This window comes from Mahella australiensis 50-1 BON (assembly GCF_000213255.1).
Taxonomy (GTDB): Bacteria; Bacillota; Clostridia; order Mahellales; family Mahellaceae; genus Mahella; species Mahella australiensis.
In genome coordinates this window covers 2788781-2811451 of record NC_015520.1, presented here as the reverse complement: position 1 = coordinate 2811451, position 22671 = coordinate 2788781, and the positions used below count along the sequence as shown (strand labels likewise).

The window sequence follows — 22671 nt, the reverse complement described above, 5'->3', positions numbered from 1 at the left end:
TTTCGAAAATTTCCAACTACTTGTTTCCTTCGTTTATAGAAGGCTTAATATATATTAAGCCTTGTCCTACACGTCGCTAAGTTTCACCAGATATCCTTCACAAAATCACCTTGAGGCTAATCGTTGCTGTCGCCTATGCGCAACAGTACATGAATGGTCACTAGCTGCTACATTTTTGATGAAATTCTAAGTACTTGAATGTCCATAGGATTATTGTTATACTATATCATGTCGGCTTTATTCTATACGATACTTTTTCTACATAAAAAAGAAGGAGAAGCGGAGCATTATTGGTAAATAATTATAATAATGTAAGAGATTGTGATGAAGTTTAAAACGCTTAAACAAAGATTAATATTTACACTAACAATTGGTATGCTGATGAGCTTTATGCTTATGGCATTTACCTCATATAATGCCATATATTCGATGCAACAGAATAAAATAAATACGTCTATAGTGTCCGCTTTGGAACGATTTACAGATCAATGCGATAGGGATTATTATAATCTGATGCAGATAACGCAGCAAATGATGCCTCAGGGATATGTGGGAAGTGATGTAGACGGCTACTTTTTTGCTGATCAGCAATTTGATAAGGCTATGCTATCGCGCAGGATTTCCAATAATATTGAGATGCTTACGTATTCATATCCCAATGTACAACTGGTGATGTATTATAATCCCAAAGATAACGCACCGTTATTCTCCAACCTTCCACCAAGCGAGGATCTGTTGCTTCAGCATCTGCCTAGTCTAAAGCAAAACTTGGAGATTTCTTATCAGCCGCCCCATTCTTCCGGATATAGATTCAGCGGTGGTCAGGTTATATCAGTTACGCGCGACGCTGTTTTCTCAAATGGTCTTAAGCTAGTACTGTATGCTGAGACTAAAAATGATATGGGAGAGAATTTTGACGATATTTTCGGTTCCCAACATATGCCATATATATTATTGCAGATCGACAAAAATCAACAAATAAAATATAGTAGCAACAGTAATGTTTTTAAGGTAGGGCAAACGCTTAATTTAGATTCGCAAAAACCATCGGGTACAATTGAGGGATATATATGGAATCGGAAGGACAGCCATCACGGTTTTACCAATGTGCTTCTGCTTCCTATAAGCAGTTATAATAGAGAGCTTTATGCATGGAGAACCAATATATCGCTTATCGCCATCTTTACGCTGCTTGTTATGGTGGTTACCGCCATCATGCTTCACCAATTGATTTATAAGCCATTGTATATCTTTGAAGAAGAGATGGAAGAACTGGGCAATGGTAATATGACTATGGTGGATTATAATACAGGTGTTGAGGAATTCGACCATATGTTCGATCAGTTTAATGCTATGAAAATGCGTATACAAACCCTTATGCAAGATATAGAGAACAAAGAAAGGCAACGCCATAAACTGGAGATTGAAAAGCTATCCTATCAAATCAACCCGCACTTTCTCATGAACGCGCTAAATTCTGCTCATTGGATGGCAGTAATGCACCAGCAGCACGATATCGATAGCTATATTTCCAAACTCAATTATATATTAAGCTATAGTCTCGGTAAATCCGATCAGGATACCACGCTTAGAACTGAAATCAAGATGCTGAAGACTTATATAGAACTACAGAAAACGCGTTATGATTTCGAAGCTTGTATCAATATTGAGGAGGGCGATTATCTCGATATATGTGTCCCTCGATTGATACTTCAACCCCTTGCGGAAAATGCTATTTGCCATGGACTTGATGAAAATGGTATACTCAATATCGATATTTCAGCGGATTATAGTGATAAAATAATAAAGATAATCATCGCTGATAATGGCAAAGGGCTGGATAAACAAGCGCTGGAAGCCCTGCTTTGCCCTAATGGCTTAGATGAGGATTCGTTTGGCCAAGGTATCGGCTTGCGGTATGTTTACTTAATGTTGGAATCTTTTTATGGCAGAGGTGATCTGATGCATATTGAAAGCGAACCGGATATGGGCACAAAAGTCATGCTCGTTTTGCCGTTTCAAGGGAGGTAGAAATGTGATTCACGTGTTGATAGTAGATGATGATAAACTGGCGCGTAAAGGTTTGATAGCTATGATGCCATGGTCCTCTTATGGGATGGAGATCGTGGGCGATGTACCTAATGGTGCCAGAGCATTAGAATTTCTTGCTCATAATGCTGTTGATCTGATGTTTGTCGATCTCGCTATGCCTGTGATGTCCGGGATAGAATTGATGAGGGAGGTACGAAAGAGTTATCCTAATGTCGATTTTGTTGTTTTAACGTTTCACGAAAATTTTGAATATGTTCAGGCGGCATTAAGGCTCGGCGCATTGGATTACATTTCCAAAGCAGAGCTTGAGTCGGAAAATTATGACCAGATCTTTAGTCGGATCATTCGGAAGTTAGAGGGCAAGAAGCAGCATGTTTTGCTTGATGAACAGGATTCCCGGTATTCTGAATATGATCAAGAAACGGAAATAAATGAGAACGTATGGGAGGAAATAAAACAGGAATGGTATAAGCTTTATTGGCTTTACGATGACGATGTATTCGCAGAGCTATGTTTAAGATTAAAAGAGAATAGGATTCCTATGCGTCGCGTGGAGCAATTGTTTATAAAGTTATTGGTTATGGTGGAATCTGCTACCAATATTAAGGAAGAAAATCTGCCTGATTCAAGAAGTATAGATGCGGCTATCGAATGGATAAAATGTTATAGGGAAGCCCTAATATGCAAAGCTGTGCAAGCCTCTGATCTTGGTGCAATGCCAGTGTGTATCATAAAAGCAGTGGCTTTTATTAAAGAGAATATAAATATGCCTATCCGTGAAGAAGAGGTAGCATACCACGTAAATATGAGCAGAAGCTATTTTTCCCAAAACTTCAAAAAAATAACGGGGCTTACTTTTAACGATTATATAAAAAAGCAAAGGGTTAGTATGGCTAAAAAGCTGCTAACTGATCCAAATCGAACGGTTGCTGATATTGCGCAAACGGTTGGCTATGAGGACGTGAAGTATTTCTCGCGTGTATTTTATGAACAAGTTCATGTAAGCCCGTCGCGCTTCAGACAACAATTGTCCACCAATAGCAACGATTGTTAAACAATGCTGTGACAAATACCTACCAATCAGCCATGCATATTTGAAATAACCAAAAAAATTATGATTAATAGACAACAATATACCGTTTACCCGAAATTGTTTTAGAGGTACAATCATTATGCAAACGATATGAACAATCTTGAGAGCCGATATCTGGGTTTTTAAGGCGTTCAAAAAAGAGGAGGAGTTATTTTGAAAAGAAGGATTTTGGCTATTGTCTTAATAGGTGTTCTGGCGATTGTTGCAGTGGCGTGTTCGTCGGGCGATACTACAAAACCGAGTTCCGATGAAAGCAATAATCCTGCTACGACAGATACTACGTCTGAATTGACGGGAGACGCCGCCGCATTCCAAAAATTTCCTGAACCTGTCGATGTGCATATTGGTATGAGCGTCGACCCTACAGATAAGACATTGCCTAGCGGCGATAGCGCAGGGAATAATCAGTACACGCGTTATTTGAAGGACAACTATAACATCAATGTTATAGTAGATTGGACTGCGGCACAAGGTAATAACTATAATCAAAAAGTAAGTCTTGCCATAGCATCTGGAGATCTGCCGGATGGATTGATCGCAAACGATCGTACCTATATGGTAAAAGCGGCAAAGTCGGGACTGTTATACGATATCACCGAGTTATTTGATAAAACTGCTTCGTCTCAGGTTAAAGAGATCATGGACAGCACACAAGGTCGCGCGATGGAGAATGCCAGTTATGATGGTAAGATGGTTGCTCTTCCTAATGTCACCGTTGACACGGATGGTGTGCATGTTATGCTTATCCGCAAAGATTGGCTGGATAAGCTTAGCCTTCCGGTACCCAAAACGTTGAGTGACATTGAGAAAACGGCTAAGGCGTTTGTAGATAATAAAATGGCTGGGGACAATACCATCGGCATTGTCGGACCGGATAAAAATAGTTACCCGTATTGTACATTCCTGATGTCATCGAATAATGCTCATGGATTTGATCCTGTATTCCAAGCTATGGATGCTTATCCGGGATATTGGGTGGATGATGGCACTGGAAAGGTAACATATGGCACCTTAAGCCAAAATACGAAAAAGACTTTGGAACTTCTGGCCAAATGGTATAAAGAGGGATTGATAGATCCTGAAATGGGTACACGAGATTCTTCGGCCGAACCTGTAAACGCCAATCAAGCAGGTATATTCTTTGGCCCGTGGTGGAGCCTCGGGTATGGCAATGGAGATTCGTTCAAAAATGACCCAAATGCCAATTGGCAGGCCTATCCGGTATATACTGATGACGGTAAATGGAATGTTCATATGAAGACGGTCGGTACCACCTATACCCTGATTAGCAAGGATGCTAGCGAGGATGTGGCCAAAGCGATCATCATCATGAATAACGCATTGGTACGTGATGAAGGGACTTTTGATACATCGGTAGCTATAGGATGGTATCCATTGCGCAATGTCATGGCAGCCGCCGACGAGTGCGAGTACGAGTATAAAGAGTTGCATAAGGTGCTGAAAGGAGAAACGCAGCCCGAGGATTACAATAAACCGAATAGTCTATATAAGCTGATGTATGCCGACGCGAAAGTGGTGAAGAATGTAGTCAAATCGGCTAACGAAGAATTGAATGTCTCTGATTTCGATCAGACAGACTTTGGTAACTTCCAGCGCATGTATGCTCTTCTGGTTGGCGATCGCCCTTACGCGACCGTTACGCCGGATAAAAAAGTTTACAGCGTGACATATAACCAAACCGATACTATGGAGAGAAAATGGGCCAATCTCAAGAAGCTCGAGGATGAGACTGTCCTTAAGATTATACTCGGAGAGCCGTCTAGTGCTTTTGATGAGTTTGTTACCAAGTGGAAAGCACAGGGCGGAGACGAGATAACGGCCGAAGTACAGGCAGAGTACGATAAGAGCAAAAAGTAAAATTTATCGTTACTCGTTTAATAAAGATAATAAGGCGCTGGAATAACCGGCGCCTTATATAATATGATCGTATATTTGTGAGGAGAATTTGGCATGAAAACTAGGAAAATAGGAATTCAAAAGCATTATTATTTGATGATGTTGCCTGGCATGCTATGGCTTTTATTGTTCAGCATTGTACCGATGTTTGGCATAATTATGGCATTTCAGGATTACAATCCGGGACAAGGTATCTTGCATTCTGAATGGATTGGTTTGGAAAACTTCCGTTATTTATTTCAATTGGATGATAGTAAACAGGTTATCATCAATACGCTTATTATTTCTATAGGCAAAATCGTATTGAATTTGATTGTGCCTCTGACATTTGCTTTATTGCTTAACGAGGTTAGAAGCTTACGCTATAAGAAATTTGTTCAAACAGTTGTTTTTGTACCCCATTTTTTGTCGTGGGTCATTATGGCTACCATTGTAATAGGCATTTTTGGTTATAATGGCGTTGTAAATACTATTGCTGGTTGGTTTGGTGCACAACCCAGGCTTTTTATGGCTGATCCATCTATCTTTCGTGAGTTGCTTATCGGAACCGATGTATGGAAAGAATTCGGCTATAATGCTGTTATATTTCTGGCCGCTCTTACTTCTGTGAATCCGAATCTTTATGAGGCAGCCGCTATAGATGGTGCTAACCGATGGCAGAGTATGTGGCATATAACTTTGCCAGAACTGACACCGACTATTGTACTTTTAGGTGTATTGGCCCTCGGGAATATCCTTAATGCCGGTTTCGATCAGGTCTATAATTTATATAATCCATTAGTCTATTCTACCGGAGACATACTTGATACATGGATATACCGTTTAGGATTGCAAAACTTGCAATTTTCGCTCGCTACGGCGGCCGGTTTGCTTAAGTCAGCCGTTAGCTTTATATTGATTACGGTATCTTATGTATTAGCGTATAAGTTTGCGGATTATAGAATATTTTAGGAGGTAACCTCATGGTTCAAAACAAAACGCTTGGATCACGTATTTTTAATATAGTAAATATAATAATTCTTACGATTTTGACTTTATCCTGCCTGTACCCCCTTTGGTATACTTTTTCGCTGTCTATTTCGGTTAAATCGGCGGCTAATGCAGGTTTGGTTACATTTTATCCGATTGGTTTTTCACTCGCTTCATATAGAGAGATAATGAGCGATATAAAGTTTTTTAATTCGTTCTGGATATCCATCCAGCGCGTAGTTTTGGGTACGGGATTATCCCTTCTCGTGATGATAATGATGGCCTATCCGCTTTCTAAGTCAAAACGAGATTTCAAGGCCCGTGATATATTTATGTGGATTGTTATTTTTTGCATGTTGTTCAATGGTGGGTTGATACCATGGTATCTTACTGTTAAAAGCTATCATTTGCTGGATACCATATGGGCGTTGGTTTTAGCTGGCGGTTTGCCTGTTTTCAATGTTATTCTGCTTATGAATTTCTTCCGCAATTTGCCTGCCGATATAGAGGAAGCGGCTGTTATAGACGGAGCCGGGCCGTGGCGTATTTTGTTCGGCATCGTTGTTCCGTGTTCGCTGCCGGTTATCGCTACAGTTACCCTATTTACGGGGGTCTATCATTGGAATGAGTTCTTCAACGGTTTGGTTTTGATGAGCGATGCGTCAAAATATCCGTTGCAGACATACATTCAGCAGCTAGTTGTCAGCATACCGAGTGATACGACTCTAACGCCGGATCAATATAAGAGGCTTTCGGAGTTATCCAATAAGTCTTTAAATGCTGCGAAAGTGTTTATCGCCATAACTCCAGTGCTCATAGTATATCCGTTCTTGCAAAAGTATTTTGTTACAGGTATAATGCTTGGGGCAGTTAAAGAATAGTTTAAAAGAATCTTAGTTAGGAAGAGGATGTATATGAAGTTTACAGATGGTTATTGGTTGAAGAAAAAGGGTGTAAATATCTATAACGCTGCTGAGGTGTATGATGTAAAGAGGGACGATAATTCGGTTACTGTTTACTGCCCGCCGGTAAAGATAATGCACCGTGGGCAGACGTTGGGGGGACCTCTGCTTACCATACGTTTCAGCTCTCCGCGCGAGAATATCATACGCGTTCAGGCTTATCACTTTACAGGTGGTACACAAAAAGAGCCGTCGTTTGAGCTGGCCGATGAGTCATATCCTCTCGGTGTTGTCGAAACCGACGATGAGATAACCATATCCAGCGGCAAGCTCTGTGCAAGGATATGCAAAAGGGATTTTAAGATACAATACATTTATGACGGCCGGCTTCTTACATCCACCGGCAATAGGCAGCTCGGATATATTACGGCGCCGGATGGCGTATATATGCGCGAGCAACTGGCCTTAGACGTGGGAGAAACTGTCTACGGCCTCGGTGAGCGTTTCACACCTTTCGTAAAAAACGGCCAGGTCGTGGATATATGGAATGAGGACGGCGGAACGGCATCGGAACAGGCGTATAAGAATATACCATTTTACATGACCAATAAAGGTTATGGTGTTTTTGTCAACGATACTGGTCGTGTCTCGTACGAGATAGCATCTGAAGTGGTGTCCAGGGTGCAATTTAGCGTGCCTGGTGAGAAACTGGATTATATGGTTATAGGCGGAGATGACATGAAAGGGGTGCTGGAGAATTATACCGCTTTGACCGGGCGGCCGGCGCTGCCTCCGGCATGGTCATTCGGCCTGTGGCTTTCTACATCGTTTACTACTGATTATGATGAGAAGACAGTTAATTCCTTCATAGATGGTATGACGCAGCGCGGCATACCGTTGAGCGTATTCCATTTCGATTGCTTCTGGATGAAAGAATACGAATGGTGTAACTTCGAATGGGATGAGCGCCAATTTCCCGATCCGGCTGGCATGTTGGCGCGGTTAAAAGAAAAGGGACTCAAAATATGCGTATGGATCAATCCTTATATCGCACAGAAATCACCTTTATTTGAGGAGGGCAAGCAAAACGGCTATCTGCTTAAGCGACAAAATGGGGATGTATGGCAATGGGATATGTGGCAACCGGGCATGGGACTTGTGGATTTTACCAATCCGGCTGCTTGCGAGTGGTATTGCAGTAAATTACAAAGGTTAATGGATATGGGTGTGGATTGTTTCAAGACAGATTTTGGGGAAAGAATTCCGACCGATGTGGTTTATTTCGATGGCAGCGATCCTATAAAGATGCATAATTATTATACCTATTTGTATAATAAAACCGTATTTAAGCTTGTGAAGAAAAACAAAGGCGAGAACAACGCACTCGTATTTGCGCGCAGCGCTACAGCCGGCAGCCAGAAATTCCCGGTACACTGGGGTGGTGACTGCGATTCCGAATATTACTCGATGGCCGAAAGCCTGCGCGGCGGATTATCATTGGCCATGTCCGGATTTGGCTTTTGGAGTCACGATATAAGCGGTTTTGAAAGCACGGCTACACCGGACCTTTACAAGCGGTGGGCTGCTTTCGGCCTGTTATCCACTCATAGCAGGCTACACGGCAGTGGTTCATATCGCGTGCCGTGGTTGTTCGATGAAGAAGCTGTCGACGTGGTGAGGCATTTTACAGAGTTGAAATGTTCTTTGATGCCATATCTATACAGCATGGCCTGCATCACTGCTCAGAGAGGGATACCATCTATGCGCAGCATGGTACTGGAATTCCCTGAAGACGCAAACTGCGCTTGGTTGGACAGACAGTATATGTTGGGCGATTCTCTATTGATAGCACCTATCTTTCACGATGACAGCACAGTGGATTATTATCTGCCTGACGGATACTGGACGAATTTTATCTCCAATAAAGTCGTGGAAGGAGGCAGATGGCAGCATGAGAAGCATAACTATTTGAGTTTGCCTCTAATGGTTCGTCCAAATTCCATAATTCCTGTTGGCAGTAATGACCAAACTACCGACTACGCATACGGAGACGGCCTGACCCTTCATGCATTTGAACTGGAAGACGGGAAATTGGCTCAAACTACAGTTTATGACAGGGACGGTAGCCTTATATTGAAAGCGACAGTGTTAAAAGATGGTGACACAGTACACATGCACTTTAACGGTAAGGTGAATGGTTTGTCGGTGCTGCTGCGCAATGTATTCGCAGTGACACAGGCAGACGGAGCAAAGATAAAAGCAACCGGCCTAGGAGCGGAGTTGCTTATAGACGACGGATTAGAGGATGTTACCTGTGTGCTGGGATAAGCTGCTGTTTGCACTACTATATATCCCACCATTACATGGCAGACATGTGCTTATAGCGTAATCTTGCCTGCAGACCGCGGAAACGTTATAAATGTGACATTAAAAACCGGGGAATTACCCCGGTTTTTGCGCTCTATGCGAACGGCTGTATACCATAATCAATGCGAACGCCGGTATACCGCCGATAAATTATCTTCTTCCGTTACAGACTATCTAAACTGTGTGGGTATAAAAGCATCAACAAGGCCTATAACGAAAGACGCCAATAATGCTCCTAAAAAGTTCATGTCTATCGAAGAAACAATGAACTGAGAGAGATACAGCACAATAGCGGATAATAAAAAGCTTACAAAGCCTCTCCCATAGGGCGACATATCTTTCCCAAACAGCATCGTTGCCAGATAACTGAGCCCGATTATAACTATTGATGCAACGATAGCACCCCAAAAGCCTGCCACACTGAATCCAGGTACTATGACACCTACTAACAGCAATACTATTGCCGAAATGATGAGCTTAATAATAGCACTTATCATATTTATCATCTCCTACTTTATTTAGAAAAATATTCTATGCTTATATTATAACTTAAACACGGTTATTCTGCAAGCTGAACTTTCCATATTGCGAATCGCAGATTATAGCACTATAAAAGGAGCAGCCAAAATGGTATAATAGCAGTTGTAAATATCTTTTTGTGAGGTAGGGCATGTATAAGGAAGGCTTCAAAAGCGCATTACCCATAATGCTGGGCTATATGCCAATCGGCATAGCCTACGGGTTGATATCGGTAAAAGGCGGCATGACCATCGCACAAACGGTGGCCATGTCGCTGGTCGTATATGCCGGTTCAGCACAGTTCATAGCATCTGGCATGATAAATACGGGCGCTAGTCTATTGTCTATTATAGCCACTGTATTCATGGTAAATTTGCGTCATTTGCTGTACAGCGCTTCGCTGTCGACGTATTTTAAGTCCATACCTCGACGTTCGATACCCATGCTTTCTTTTTTTATAACCGATGAGTCCTATGGAGTATCCATAACTGAATTGGAAAATGGTCAGCAGCCTACCCGGGCTTATTTCTTAGGCCTCTTCATCACCGCATATCTCGGCTGGGTTATCTCCTCATTGATAGGCGCTTTATCAGGACAAGCCATTGGTAGCAACATAAATTTAGGACTCGATTTTACGCTGCCTGCCATGTATATAGCACTTCTTATGATGCAACTAAAGGGTTGGTACAAGGCTGTCATAGCTTTATTTTCCGGAATGTCGTCCGTAGCACTTATATTCATTATACCAGGCAATGGAAACGTTATAATATCGGCTGTAGCAGGAGCTGCTTTGGGGGTGTTATTTAACCGATGGACAAAAATTTCATAATAGCCCTTATCGGTATGTTCATAGTGACATATATACCGCGCATGTTGCCGGCAGTAGGCCTTTCAAGGCTTAAACTTCCGGGCTGGTTTATCGAATTCCTGGAATATATACCGGTTGCGGTATTGGCAGCGTTATTATTTCCGTCGATATTGGTTCAAAACGGGCATGTAGAACTAAATCTGAATAATCATTATCTTATAGCCTCTATACCTGCCTTTGCAGCGGCCATATTCAAACGTAGCTTATTCATCCCTGTAATAGTAGGATTGGCGGCATATATAATCTTGAGCTATGTGTGAACCGCGATTCACAATATGTCCTGTAATTCGTAATATAACAAATTCAGCGCATGCAATGATATAAATCCTACGCCCGCTACAGGCTTGACATATATACCTCGCTACGGCTGTGAAGCTGGACTACTACGCAATCAAAGATTGCTGTGGTCCTACGCTTCAAAAGCCCGCTCAGCATATATGTCAAGCCTTGTGCCACGTAATGATTGCGTACTTACAATTCGTTTCGGTTGAGTAAGCTAACGCCGGCAATTAGCCACGCAATAGCCTAAGGCCTTCGCAGGACAAGAATGTTTCTTGTACGCTTAGCTGCTCGCTCCACTCGAACAGGCTAACGGCCGCAATTCGCATCCGTGCTCAGGCGGTCTGCCTCCGGCGTCCATGCCTTCGGCCACGCCTGTTCAACATTGCGCTCGCAGAGCGTACAGCGAAACGTTCTAAGACCTGCTTCCGGCTTCAGGCTGTTTGCTTACGGGCTGGTCAGGCGTCCATGCCCGACCTACGCTTGCTCTATGCCGCACTCGTTGAGTACGCCTACGCAATATTTCAAGGCGTTCTCCGGCTTTATATCATTTGCATTGCTTTATGCCACCCGTTTCAGTTACATATTACGAATCGCAGGTGCTATAATTAATGCGATAGATATTCATGTTAAAATATGCTATAATACTATTAGCATTGAGCTAGATGGAAGAGGAAGTGCGTATGGGAGAAGAAAGGCAGCATAGTGATATCCATAACCCTCATGATACGGGCTATAAATACCTATTATCCTTCAAGAAGGTATTTGTACAATTGCTGAAGAATTTCATCAAAGAGGGCTGGGTAGACATGATAGATGAGTCTGCCGTTATGAAGATAGATAAATCGTATATACTACAGGATTTCAACCAAAAAGAAGCCGACATAGTATATAGAGTTGATATTAAAGGGCAAGAAGTCATATTCTATATACTGATGGAGCTGCAATCAACGGTAGACTTTCAAATGCCATATAGGTTGTTGCTTTACATGGTGGAGATATGGCGCGATGTACTCAAAAACATAAAACGAAATGAGGCAGAACAAAAGGAGTTCAAGCTGCCGGTAATTGTGCCCATTGTTTTATACAATGGTGAAAATAACTGGACGGCCAAGATGAGCTACAAAGAAACGCTGAGCGGTTATGAACTATTCGGCGATTATGTTTTGGATTTTAAGTATATACTGATAGATGTCAATCGATTTAAAAAAGAGGACTTAGCAGGGTTATCCAATATTATAGGGACAGCGTTTCTGCTGGATCAAAAATATGATACGTCAGAGATTTATGAGCGGTTAGAGCAAGCGTTAAAGATATTAAGCGGTATGTTGCCTGAAGACTTTAACATGTTAAAGCCGTGGCTAACGCATATATTTGCCAGCAAGTTACCGGCAGGTACTCGAGAGAAGATTGAGGATATTATATCAAAAGCCGACATAGGGGAGGTGAATGCGGTGATATATAATCTTGAGCGGACACTGGAAGAGGAATTTCAGAAAAGAGAGGCTAAAGGTAAAGCAGAAGGCAAGGCTGAAGGTAAAACGGAGGGCAAGGCTGAAGGTAAAGCAGAGGGCAAGGCTGAACTAATCATTAAACTGCTAAAGAAGAAGTTTGCCGCTGTGCCGGAAGAATATATCGAAAAGATAAAAAAGCAGGATAGTGATGTACTGGAGGCTATAGGGGAAAATATATTTGACATGCGAGATATAGATGAACTTAATAAATATTTGAATAATTGATGAACTAGGGGTATGGACAGCGCAATACTGTTTATGCCTCTTTGCCTATGATGGTTGGGCAAGGTAATTGATTTGTCGGTGTTGCTGCGCAATGTATTCGCATTGAACCAAGCAGAGGGGCAAAGATAAAAGCCATTGGCATGGAACGGAACTGATTATAGACTACAGATTAGAGGATGTTACCTGCATGTTCAGATAAAACTACTATTTGCGCTAATCTTGACGTAGTGATACAATAGTGTGGAAAATAATTCGGGCAAGGAGAGGTCGATATGCTTATAGAAGACAACGCAGTAGTATTGTTTCAAGGAGACAGTGTGACCGACGCAGGCCGAGATTATAACAACGACGATGATCTTGGCTTGGGCTATCCTACGATGGTAGCATCATGGTTCTCGGCTGCATATCCCGCAAAGCATGTTAGGTTTATAAATAAAGGGGTAAGTGGTAATAGGGTCAAAGATTTAAAGGAGCGCTGGACGAGGGACTGTATAAACTTAAAGCCCACTTGGGTATCCATACTCATAGGCATCAATGACTGCTGGCGACGTTATGACAGCGATGATCCGACATCAGTGGAAAGGTTTGAGTCCGATTATCGCTATATTTTGCAACAAGTGAAAACACAACTGAATGCTAACCTGATAATATGCGAGCCGTTTGTTTTGCCTGTACCGGAAGACCGGGCGAAGTGGAGAGAGGACTTAGATCCTAAGATACATGTCGTACGCAGACTAGCCAGGGAATTCCATGCCATATTCGTACCGCTAGACGGCATATTTGCTCAGGCAGCAGCGCAAAGGGAACCCAACTTTTGGCTGCCGGACGGCGTACATCCATCGCCTGCCGGACATGCGCTTATAGCGCAATCTTGGTTGCGGGCTGCGGAAGCATTATAGAGATGACATTAAAATCCGGGGGATTACCCCGGATTTTGCGTTTTATGCGAACGGTTGTATATTATATATGAATATATTGTCGGTATCAGCGCAGCTACAGCGACGGATATCATCATCAATATAAATGCTGGTGTACCGCCGATGAATGATCCTATCATGCTTAATATACCAGCCAGGACGAATAACCGACCGCCCAAACGATGGGTCTTAAGCCATACATCTTCATCAGCCAATGTCCATGGTGTTTTTATACCTACGAAATAATTATGCCTTATCTTGCCCATATAATTGCCAAAGACGATGAACATGAGGGAAATGCTGAATGTTATTATGAAATCTACCTTTACCTTATATCCTAAGGATGCCAGCATTACCACTCCGTATATTATGGTAAAAAGTATCACAAATACAGCCCTCATAACCCGATAAGCGCCTTTGAATTTACCGTAGTTGTTTCGCCTCGGGTCTATAAGGGGGGTCACCAGCATAAGCGTGTATATGCCGGCATTCATCAGAGGCAGCAAAAATATAGAGCCCTTTCCGCCATAACTGTCGATTTCACCGCTGATATTCCAGTGCATAGGTATTTTATCAGGCAGGCGGCCATATACAGCAATGGCCGATAACAGAGCCGCGGCTATTATGACTATAAGCCATATATCGCTTTTTAATGCCTGCTTTAAGTCATAGTGACCTTCATTCATGATAAGATTCCTCCTCATCATTTTTAATATTCATAATGTTCATAAACCATTCCAGCGTGTCTTCCATCACCGATGTATTGATGGAATAATAAATATTTTGCCCCTTGCGTTCGTCTACAACCAGCCCGGCCTGCTTTAATATGTTAAGATGGTGGGATATACTAGGCTTGGTTATATCAAAATGCTCGGCTATTTCGCCGGCTGTCATATCCCTGTCCCTTAACATTTCGAGAATGCGGCGTCGTGTCTCGTCGCCTAAAGCCTTGAGTATAAGACTCATCCCATGTACATCACCACCTAATAATTTAGATATTTAGAAAATTACCTAAATATATTATAACAATAGGTTTTTTATTTTGCAATAGGTATAGCATGATGTGTTATTATTCTATGATATTGTTATAGGTATAGCATGATTATTTATATATTTATCACGTTTTTGAAACAAAAAAATCCCTGCAAACCTCTAATTTGCAAGGAATTCGAAGGGCACTGTTCTGTTTTAAACTGTCAAAGATGCATTGACTGTTTCGGTGCTTGCCAGCATTATAAGCAAATAAGCCAGGACAAAAAGCGGAAATATGGTTATAGCTGTTTTAGCAGCTATAAAACCGAAAATAGGTGGAAGTAATGTCGTTCCGGTATATGCCACTGCCATTTGATAGCCTATAAGTTTGGCCGAATTTTCGCTGCCGAAGCGCGCAGGTGTTTCGTGAATAAGGCCAGGGTATATAGGAGAGAGGCCTAGCCCTATAAGGCCAAAAGCTAACATGTAAACAATAGGGTCAGAGGGCAGCAAAAGAATAACGGCACCCGCTATGGCAATGATTTGGCCCCATAGTATAATGTGGCGGTTATCAAACTTCATCGTGATAAAGCCGGAAATAATTCTTCCTAAAGTTATACCGCCATAGTATAGCGATACCCAAGCTGCAGCCGTTTTTGGCGCTATATTGTGCGTTCCTACAAGATAGCTCGCTCCCCATAGACCTACTGTTGATTCAACGCCGCAATAGAATAAAAATGCGATGAGCGTATATATTACGGCTTTATTTTTGAATATGCTGGCATTGTTGTCGATTGCCGGTGGGTCAACTGCATCGTCGGTTGAGGTTTGGCCTGCAGCCCGCACTAGCTTGTGCTGCTTTGCAACCTGATCCCATAAAGGAAGGGTCGCGAGCAATACGGCCGATATACAAAATTGGATTATGCTTACTGTAAAATAGCCTGGCCGCCAGGAATTTAAACACGCTATGTAATATGATAATATTATAGGGCCGCCGGTTGCGCCAATTCCCCAAAATGCGTGCAGCCAGTTCATGTGATGAGCTTCATAGTTTTCCGCTACGTAATGATTTAGCGCCGCATCTACTGCCCCGCCGCCCAAACCTAAGGGGATAGCAAGTAGAGCCAGCCAGGCTATGGAATGGACAAGCGAAAAACCGAGCAGTGCAGCTGCTGTCATGCAACAGCTTACCAGAGTGACCTTGCCTGTACCGAACCGCTTTATTATCCAGCCGCTTGCTAAACTTGAGACGATAGTACCAGCAGCGATGATCATAGATAAGATTCCCGCGGCGCTTAAAGGTGCTCCTATGTCTTGTCGCATAAGAGGCCATGCTGAACCAAGCAGCGAGTCTGGTAAACCAAGACTAATGAATGCCAGGTATATGATTATAATAAGCCAAGTAGCCATAAAACCCTCCTGATAAAATAATGTTAAAAAAGTAGTTTCCGCCACATTCCAGCAGAAACCGCATCATAGGATCTATACTCCATATGCTTCTGGAAACCTCATAGGCGTTCTATATAGCGTACACAATATCGCACACGCTGCTGGTATCGCCTATGGCGCATTCTTCTTCTCTGCCGCAAGCCAGGTTTACAGCGCATGACAGCGGCTTGCCAAGGAATCCTTTACCTAAGCAGCCCATATATTCCACCGGCTAAGCTGCGCTACACTCACCTCATATTCCGATGAGAGTTGAGTAAGGGTCTTTTCCTATTTCAATATTTCCAGTAAAACTTTAAAGTTGGCTGTATATGTCTTTTCCATGCTTCTATTTTATCATAAATTCGACATTTCAGTTGTCTTAATTTATGGGTTCATTATATAGTTGTGTCTTGATACATAAAAGTGGTTACAAACGAAATAATTCATTTTTGCCGTGTCTTGTTTTAAGCGGCTCATGGTGTTACAATATACAATGTGAATTTGTAGTTTTTAAGAAGGTGATATGTAATGCCAAATATATTGGCTAAAATATTTGGAGATCAGAATGAAAAAGAAGTAAAACGGTTGCAAAAGACTGTTGAGGCTATAGAAGCGTTTGAGCCGCAGATAAAGGCTTTGAGCGACGGCGAATTGAGAGCAAAGACTGACGAATTCAAACAGCGCTTGAAACAGGGCGAAACGCTGGACGATATACTGCCCGAAGCATTTGCGGTGGTGCGTGAGGCATCAGTGCGCACGTTGGGCATGCGCCATTTCCCAGTGCAGCTCTTGGGCGGCATTGTGCTGCATCAGGGCCGCATAGCCGAGATGAAGACCGGCGAGGGCAAGACGCTGGTGGCCACGCTGCCGGCCTATCTCAATGCCTTGACCGGCGAGGGTGTGCATATAGTAACTGTCAACGATTATCTGGCACGCCGCGACCGCGAATGGATGGGCAAGATATATGAATTTTTGGGCTTAAAGGTGGGCCTCATACAGCATGATATGGACAGTGCTGCCCGCCAGGAGGCCTATGCAGCCGATATAACCTATGGGACCAATAATGAATTCGGATTCGATTACCTGCGCGATAATATGGTCATATATAAAGAAAATATGGTGCAGCGCGGGCTCAATTATGCCATAGTCGACGAGGTCGACAGCATACTGATAGACGAGGCGCGGACACCGCTTATTATATCTGGTGCAGGTCAGAAGTCCACCGAGCTGTATTATAAGGCGGATAAATTTGCATTGCGTCTGGCTAAGGACATCGACTATGAGGTGGACGAGAAGGCCAAGACCATATCGCTTACCGAAGAAGGCTCGCGCAAAGCAGAACGTTTCTTCAATGTTGATAATATAACCGATATGGAGAATACCGAGCTGCTGCACAATATAATACAGGCTATAAAAGCGCATGTGCTGATGCGCCGCGATGTCGATTATGTCGTCAAAGACAACGAGGTCATCATAGTGGATGAATTCACTGGCAGGCTTATGTTTGGCCGCCGTTACAGCGATGGGCTGCATCAGGCCATAGAGGCCAAAGAGGGTGTTCGGGTGCAACGCGAGAGTCGCACGCTGGCTACTATAACATTCCAGAATTATTTCAGGATGTACAAGAAACTGGCCGGCATGACTGGTACCGCCAAGACTGAGGAAGAAGAGTTTCAGTCTATATATGGCCTGGACGTCGTGGTTATACCTACAAATATGCCTATGATTCGCAAGGATTATCCCGATGTCATATATCGTACCGAGGAAGCCAAATTCAAAGCCGTAACCGAAGAGATAGCCCAGCGTCATGCTAAAGGTCAGCCGGTGCTGGTAGGCACGATATCCATAGAAAAATCCGAGAAACTCAGCCGGATGCTGGAGCAGCGCGGTATACCGCATCAGGTATTGAACGCCAAATATCATGAGAAAGAGGCTGAGATTATAGCCAAAGCAGGTCAGCCAGGAGCGGTGACCATAGCCACCAATATGGCCGGACGCGGCACCGATATAGTGCTGGGCGAGGGCATAGCCCAAAAAGGCGGTCTGCATGTCATGGGCACCGAAAGGCATGAAAGCCGGCGCATAGATAATCAGTTGCGCGGGCGTTCCGGACGCCAGGGCGATCCGGGCTCATCGCGTTTCTATCTGTCTCTGGAAGACGATCTGTTGAGATTATTCGGTTCCGATCGCATTATGAATCTGGTAGATGCTCTGGGCATGGACGACGATACCCCCATAGAGAATAATATGTTGACCAAGCAGATAGAGGCCGCTCAAAAACGCGTGGAGGCTAAGAACTTTGATATACGCAAGCAGCTTCTGGAATACGATAACGTGTTGAACGTTCAACGTGAGGTAATATACAAACAACGTCGTCAGGTGTTGGAAGGAGAAAATCTCAAGGATTCCATATTGGATATGATAAAATCGCTCGTGGAAGAGGCTGTTAAATTATATACCTCCAACAGTCCGCATCCCGAGGAATGGGATATCGAGGGATTAGCCGAGCATTTGGGCCATCTGTTCCTGCCGGCTGGTGCTTTGACGATAAGCCAAGAGGATAAGGAGAACCTAACGCGCGAGGAATTCACCGAGCGTCTGGTCGACATGGCATACGAGCTGTACGATAAGCGCGAAAAAGAGATAGGTGAGGAGACCATGCGCGAGCTCGAACGCGTTGTAATGCTCAAAGTCGTCGATCAGAAGTGGATGGATCACCTTGATGATATGGATCGCTTGCGCGACGGTATAGGGTTAAGGGCTTACGGCCAGCGCGACCCGCTAGTGGAATACAAGATAGAAGGCTATGACATGTTCCAGGAGATGATCCATAGCATACAGGAGGATACCGTTACTTTATTGTATCACGTTAAGGTGGAGAAGCCGCCTGAGAGAGAGCAAGTGGCCAAGCCCGCATTGGCCAGCCATGGCGGTGAAGGGAGTAAGCCGCAAACGGTTAAAAGAGCTGGTAAAAAGATTGGCCGCAATGACCCATGTCCGTGCGGCAGCGGCAAAAAATACAAGGAATGCTGCGGCAGGATAGCATGAAAATTATAACATTTTGAGGAGATGATCATATGATAGTGGAATTGGAAGATTACAGCGTGCAGATAGACGAATTGCGCGGCATCATAGATGAAATGGGGGCTTCTCTTTGACCCGGCAGGGATGGAAGAGGAGATAAAAAACCTTGAAAAGCAGATGGCTGACCCCTCCTTTTGGAGCGATATGGAACGCTCGCAGAAGGTTAACCAACGTATAAAGGCGTTGAAAGATAAACTGCAAAACCTACGCGCTGTAGAGCAAAAATGGGAGGATTTGCGCACGCTGGCCGATCTGGGTCGCGAGGAAGATGATGCTTCTATCGTAGGCGAAGTAGCGGCCGAGCTTGCATCGTTGAGAAAAGAGGTTGAAAGGCTGCGCATAGAAACGCTGCTGAGTGGACCGTATGATCGCAATAATGCCATAGTAACGCTCCATGCAGGAGCCGGTGGCACTGAAGCCCAGGACTGGGTGCAGATGCTCTATCGTATGTATACGCGCTGGGCTGAGGATAAAGGTTATAAAGTCGAAGTATTGGATCTTCTGGAAGGGGATGAAGCAGGCATAAAGAGCGTTACCTTCCTCGTGGAAGGCGAGAATGCCTACGGTTACCTTAAAGCCGAAAAAGGCGTGCACCGTCTGGTACGCATATCGCCTTTCGACGCGGCTGGCCGCAGGCACACGTCCTTTGCATCGGTGGATGTAATGCCCGAGTTGGATGATGACGAAGGCGTGGAGATAAATCCTGAAGACCTGAAAATAGATACCTACCGTTCTAGCGGTGCCGGAGGTCAACATGTCAATAAGACCGAATCGGCTATACGCATAACGCACATACCTACAGGTATAGTGGTTCAGTGCCAGAACGAACGCTCGCAGCACAGCAATAAAGAGACTGCTATGAAAATGCTTAAGGCCAAGCTGCTGGAATTAAAAGAGCAGGAGGAACAGGCCAAGATAAGCGACATAAAGGGCGAATTAAAGCGTATAGAATGGGGCAGCCAGATACGTTCATATATATTCCAGCCATATACAATGGTAAAGGATCACCGCACTAATGCCGAAATAGGTAATGTAAACGCCGTTATGGATGGCGATATAGACCTGTTTATAAGTGAATATCTGAAAATGAATGCTAAGCAGCGCAGAGCATAGATTTAAAGAGAGGGGACGCTATATGGCTGATTATCAGTATGTTGTATTTAAATTGGGTGATGGTTGGTACGCCGGGAATATAATGAATATACGCGAGATTGTAAAACCGATGGCAATAACCCCTGTGCCAAATAACCCTCCATTCATAGAGGGTGTGATAAAATTGCGCGGCGAGGTAATACCGGTGCTGGACTTAAAGAAGCGATTTAAATTAGGGACATATGATGAAAATAGCCAGCATACACGTTTTATCATAGCCGAGGTGGATTATAAACCGATAGCCTTTATAGTGGATGAAGTTCGGGAAGTGCTCAGACTGGAAGACAAGGATATAGGACCCATACCCGATGTTGTGGCTATAGGCAAGGAATATATAACCGGTACCGCGGAAAATAACGGTAGGTTAGTGATACTGCTCGATATGGCTAAGATCCTTACCGTTGATGAGCGTGAAGTATTGGCGGCCATAAGCTGACCTGGAACGATTTTAAGCCCTGCAAAGTCGCTATTATAAGCGATTCTGCAGGGCTTTCATATTTTCAATAAAAATAAGCTACTGGAATATCCACCTCACGTGTGATATATTAACTATTATGAATTATTCATTGGCGAGGAGAAGATACGTTGAATAAAGTGCAATTTCTAATGGGCAATCAAGCTATAGCTTTGGCCGCTATGGAAGCCGGTGTAAACATAGCTACTGGTTATCCTGGCACGCCATCATCCGAGGTGTTAGAAACTATAGCACAAAATGCTGATAAATATGACATATACGTCGAATGGTCTACTAACGAAAAAGTAGCCCTGGAAACCGCTATAGGTGCGGCATATGCTGGTGCTAAAGCAATAACAACCATGAAACAGGTTGGATTAAATGTTGCGTCCGATCCGCTTATGAGTCTATCATATATAGGAGTAAAAGGAGCCCTTGTCATAATGGTAGCAGATGACCCGGGTCCCCATTCGTCCCAGACAGAGCAAGATACGCGCTCTTTTGCTCGCTTCGCTAATATACCGGTATTAGACCCCGCTACTCCTCAAGAAGCACATGATATGACATTATGGGCCTTTAATCTTTCCAACCAACTTCAAACGCCGGTCATCATGCGTACTACCACTCGCGTATCACATGGCTGTGCAGATGTCAGCATAGGCGATATTTCCAAAGCATCGTGGGACATAGAAGGCTTTACAAAAGATCCGCGATGGGCTATATTCCCGAAACTAACAGCACAAAGGCATCCATGGCTGGAAAATTTACAAGGCGAGTTGGCAAACATTTTCTCTGCATCTCCCTTTAATCGCATAAGCGGTAACGGTAAAATAGGCATTATATCTTCAGGTGTCAGTCGAAAATATGTGCAAGAAGCATTAGCCGACCTAGACCTAAATGTAAAGTTGCTAGAAATCGGAACACCGTATCCATTTCCCGAAGCAAAGGCGTTTGAATTTGCTAAAGGTCTTGACCACATAATCGCTGTAGAAGAATTGGACTCGTATTTGGAAGAACAAATGCTTCAGCTTGTAGGTCGCTATAAGTTACCGGCAAGTATTTTAGGCAAAATCGATGGCATGTTTCCAAAATGCGGGGAATACAACGTTGACATAGTAAAAGAAGGCCTTCAAAAATGCTTAAAGTCTATAGGTGCAGAATCGAGAATAAAAAACCCAGCACCTCTTGTGGATGTGCAAAACATTCCGCCTTTGCCAAGCAGGCAGCCCACCCTATGCGCAGGTTGTATGCATCGCACCGTATTTTATGCCTTTAAGCGAGCTTTAAATGGCATACCAGCTGTGTTTTCAGGCGATATAGGCTGCTATACGCTTGGAAATGCACAGCCTTTGGATATGGTGGATACATGCTTATGCATGGGCGCCGGTATAAGCATAGCTGCCGGTTTGCAGCACGCACAGCCGAATGTAAAACACATAGCTTTTATAGGTGATTCTACATTCTTTCATTCTGGCATACCTGCTATAATAAATGCCGTATATAACAATGCAAACATAATGATAGCGGTATTGGACAACCGCACAACGGCTATGACCGGTCATCAGCCTCATCCTGGCATAGGGATAACTGCCACCGGTAAACCTACCGTTGCCGTGTCTATAGCTGAGATAGCCAGAAGCTGCGGTGTAAAAACCGTAGAAGAAATAGATGGACAAAACCTAAAAGCATGTACCGATGCTATAAAGCAAGTTGTAGAAGTCGATGGGCCATCGGTGCTTATATTTAAGGGCCCGTGCACGAATTTAGAAAAATCCGATAAACATTATACTGTAGATGAGCAAATATGTACGCTGTGCAACTACTGTGTAGAACAGCTGGGATGTCCTGCATTGTTTGTCATTGATGATATGCCAGCAATTCAGTCCACATGCGCAGGTTGTGGTTTATGCGCGCAGATATGCCCAGTAGGTGCTATAGTTCCGGAAGGAGAGGATTAAC

At 43.6% G+C, this 22671-nt stretch carries 19 protein-coding genes; 14 read left to right on the top strand and 5 right to left on the bottom strand.

Annotated features, from left to right (window positions below):
* The first annotated feature begins 324 nt into the window (after nucleotides 1–324).
* The 6 genes from MAHAU_RS13250 to yicI all read left to right on the top strand — a co-directional run bounded on the left by MAHAU_RS13250 (nucleotide 325) and on the right by yicI (nucleotide 9261).
* A complete protein-coding gene (locus MAHAU_RS13250; RefSeq protein ID WP_013782230.1) occupies nucleotides 325–2031 on the top strand; it encodes a sensor histidine kinase in 1707 nt (568 codons plus the stop codon).
* Nucleotides 2032–2035: 4 nt separating this feature from the next.
* Entirely contained in the window at nucleotides 2036–3106 is a 1071-nt protein-coding gene (locus MAHAU_RS13245; protein ID WP_013782229.1) for a response regulator transcription factor, read from the top strand.
* 192 nt (nucleotides 3107–3298) lie between these two features.
* A complete protein-coding gene (locus MAHAU_RS13240) occupies nucleotides 3299–5023 on the top strand; it encodes an extracellular solute-binding protein (protein WP_013782228.1) in 1725 nt (574 codons plus the stop codon).
* Between the two features lie 93 nt (nucleotides 5024–5116).
* A complete protein-coding gene (locus tag MAHAU_RS13235; RefSeq protein WP_013782227.1) occupies nucleotides 5117–6013 on the top strand; it encodes an ABC transporter permease in 897 nt (298 codons plus the stop codon).
* Nucleotides 6014–6024: 11 nt separating this feature from the next.
* Nucleotides 6025–6912, top strand: a complete 888-nt coding sequence (locus MAHAU_RS13230) for a carbohydrate ABC transporter permease (protein ID WP_013782226.1) — start codon at nucleotides 6025–6027, stop codon at nucleotides 6910–6912.
* Nucleotides 6913–6945: 33 nt separating this feature from the next.
* Complete coding sequence (gene yicI, locus MAHAU_RS13225) at nucleotides 6946–9261, top strand: alpha-xylosidase (protein WP_013782225.1); 2316 nt, start codon at nucleotides 6946–6948, stop codon at nucleotides 9259–9261.
* Between the two features lie 209 nt (nucleotides 9262–9470).
* On the opposite strand, the gene MAHAU_RS13220 is transcribed toward yicI, so the two are convergent.
* A complete protein-coding gene (locus MAHAU_RS13220) occupies nucleotides 9471–9797 on the bottom strand; it encodes a phage holin family protein (RefSeq protein ID WP_013782224.1) in 327 nt (108 codons plus the stop codon).
* Nucleotides 9798–9970: 173 nt separating this feature from the next.
* Here MAHAU_RS13220 and MAHAU_RS13215 point away from each other — a divergent pair, with 173 nt between their 5' ends.
* From MAHAU_RS13215 to MAHAU_RS13200, 4 genes are all read left to right on the top strand, one after another.
* Complete coding sequence (locus MAHAU_RS13215; protein WP_013782223.1) at nucleotides 9971–10648, top strand: AzlC family ABC transporter permease; 678 nt, start codon at nucleotides 9971–9973, stop codon at nucleotides 10646–10648.
* Nucleotides 10630–10947, top strand: a complete 318-nt coding sequence (locus MAHAU_RS13210; protein WP_013782222.1) for an AzlD domain-containing protein — start codon at nucleotides 10630–10632, stop codon at nucleotides 10945–10947. The genes MAHAU_RS13215 and MAHAU_RS13210 overlap by 19 nt, the downstream gene beginning before the upstream one ends.
* A gap of 702 nt (nucleotides 10948–11649) precedes the next feature.
* Nucleotides 11650–12705 (top strand): Rpn family recombination-promoting nuclease/putative transposase, encoded by a 1056-nt coding sequence (locus MAHAU_RS13205; protein ID WP_013782221.1) that lies wholly within the window; start codon nucleotides 11650–11652, stop codon nucleotides 12703–12705.
* Between the two features lie 272 nt (nucleotides 12706–12977).
* Entirely contained in the window at nucleotides 12978–13604 is a 627-nt protein-coding gene (locus tag MAHAU_RS13200; RefSeq protein WP_013782220.1) for an SGNH/GDSL hydrolase family protein, read from the top strand.
* Nucleotides 13605–13627: 23 nt separating this feature from the next.
* On the opposite strand, the gene MAHAU_RS13195 is transcribed toward MAHAU_RS13200, so the two are convergent.
* The 4 genes from MAHAU_RS13195 to MAHAU_RS16065 form a co-directional block, all read right to left on the bottom strand.
* A complete protein-coding gene (locus tag MAHAU_RS13195; protein ID WP_013782219.1) occupies nucleotides 13628–14308 on the bottom strand; it encodes an SdpI family protein in 681 nt (226 codons plus the stop codon).
* Nucleotides 14301–14588: an autorepressor SdpR family transcription factor gene (locus MAHAU_RS13190; RefSeq protein ID WP_013782218.1), complete on the bottom strand. Its 288-nt coding sequence runs from the start codon at nucleotides 14586–14588 to the stop codon at nucleotides 14301–14303. The genes MAHAU_RS13195 and MAHAU_RS13190 overlap by 8 nt, the downstream gene beginning before the upstream one ends.
* Nucleotides 14589–14810: 222 nt before the next feature.
* Nucleotides 14811–16004, bottom strand: a complete 1194-nt coding sequence (locus tag MAHAU_RS13185; protein WP_013782217.1) for an MFS transporter — start codon at nucleotides 16002–16004, stop codon at nucleotides 14811–14813.
* Nucleotides 16005–16113: 109 nt separating this feature from the next.
* Nucleotides 16114–16242, bottom strand: coding sequence for a hypothetical protein (locus MAHAU_RS16065; RefSeq protein ID WP_281004387.1), 129 nt, complete (start codon nucleotides 16240–16242; stop codon nucleotides 16114–16116).
* A gap of 308 nt (nucleotides 16243–16550) precedes the next feature.
* Between MAHAU_RS16065 and secA the strand changes: the two genes are divergently transcribed.
* The 4 genes from secA (at nucleotide 16551) to iorA (ending at nucleotide 22670) form a co-directional block, all read left to right on the top strand.
* Nucleotides 16551–19070 carry a preprotein translocase subunit SecA gene (gene secA, locus MAHAU_RS13180; RefSeq protein WP_013782216.1) on the top strand — a complete coding sequence of 840 codons (2520 nt, stop codon included), beginning with the start codon at nucleotides 16551–16553 and terminating at the stop codon, nucleotides 19068–19070.
* A gap of 29 nt (nucleotides 19071–19099) precedes the next feature.
* Nucleotides 19100–20219 (top strand): peptide chain release factor 2 gene (gene prfB / locus MAHAU_RS13175; protein ID WP_148258436.1). Its coding sequence is split into 2 segments (ribosomal slippage): nucleotides 19100–19177 and nucleotides 19179–20219, totalling 1119 coding nucleotides; the frame shifts between segments, so codons are not numbered across the junction.
* Nucleotides 20220–20241: 22 nt separating this feature from the next.
* The gene (locus MAHAU_RS13170) at nucleotides 20242–20694 is read left to right on the top strand and encodes a chemotaxis protein CheW (protein WP_013782214.1); all 453 of its coding nucleotides are present in this window, start codon (nucleotides 20242–20244) and stop codon (nucleotides 20692–20694) included.
* A 149-nt stretch (nucleotides 20695–20843) separates the two neighbouring features.
* The gene (iorA, locus tag MAHAU_RS13165) at nucleotides 20844–22670 is read left to right on the top strand and encodes an indolepyruvate ferredoxin oxidoreductase subunit alpha (protein WP_013782213.1); all 1827 of its coding nucleotides are present in this window, start codon (nucleotides 20844–20846) and stop codon (nucleotides 22668–22670) included.
* Nucleotide 22671 lies beyond the last annotated feature (1 nt).

Excerpts from the sequence above, each read along its gene's own strand:
- MAHAU_RS13250 (WP_013782230.1), top strand. The coding sequence starts at position 325 with ATGAAGTTTAAAACGCTTAAACAAAGATTAATATTTACACTAACAATT.
- MAHAU_RS13235 (WP_013782227.1), top strand. The coding sequence starts at position 5,117 with ATGAAAACTAGGAAAATAGGAATTCAAAAGCATTATTATTTGATGATG.
- MAHAU_RS13230 (WP_013782226.1), top strand. The coding sequence starts at position 6,025 with ATGGTTCAAAACAAAACGCTTGGATCACGTATTTTTAATATAGTAAAT.
- yicI (WP_013782225.1), top strand. The coding sequence starts at position 6,946 with ATGAAGTTTACAGATGGTTATTGGTTGAAGAAAAAGGGTGTAAATATC.
- MAHAU_RS13220 (WP_013782224.1), bottom strand. The coding sequence starts at position 9,797 with ATGATAAGTGCTATTATTAAGCTCATCATTTCGGCAATAGTATTGCTG.
- MAHAU_RS13215 (WP_013782223.1), top strand. The coding sequence starts at position 9,971 with ATGTATAAGGAAGGCTTCAAAAGCGCATTACCCATAATGCTGGGCTAT.
- MAHAU_RS13210 (WP_013782222.1), top strand. The coding sequence starts at position 10,630 with ATGGACAAAAATTTCATAATAGCCCTTATCGGTATGTTCATAGTGACA.
- MAHAU_RS13205 (WP_013782221.1), top strand. The coding sequence starts at position 11,650 with ATGGGAGAAGAAAGGCAGCATAGTGATATCCATAACCCTCATGATACG.
- MAHAU_RS13200 (WP_013782220.1), top strand. The coding sequence starts at position 12,978 with ATGCTTATAGAAGACAACGCAGTAGTATTGTTTCAAGGAGACAGTGTG.
- MAHAU_RS13195 (WP_013782219.1), bottom strand. The coding sequence starts at position 14,308 with ATGAATGAAGGTCACTATGACTTAAAGCAGGCATTAAAAAGCGATATA.
- MAHAU_RS13190 (WP_013782218.1), bottom strand. The coding sequence starts at position 14,588 with ATGAGTCTTATACTCAAGGCTTTAGGCGACGAGACACGACGCCGCATT.
- MAHAU_RS13185 (WP_013782217.1), bottom strand. The coding sequence starts at position 16,004 with ATGGCTACTTGGCTTATTATAATCATATACCTGGCATTCATTAGTCTT.
- MAHAU_RS16065 (WP_281004387.1), bottom strand. The coding sequence starts at position 16,242 with ATGGGCTGCTTAGGTAAAGGATTCCTTGGCAAGCCGCTGTCATGCGCT.
- secA (WP_013782216.1), top strand. The coding sequence starts at position 16,551 with ATGCCAAATATATTGGCTAAAATATTTGGAGATCAGAATGAAAAAGAA.
- MAHAU_RS13170 (WP_013782214.1), top strand. The coding sequence starts at position 20,242 with ATGGCTGATTATCAGTATGTTGTATTTAAATTGGGTGATGGTTGGTAC.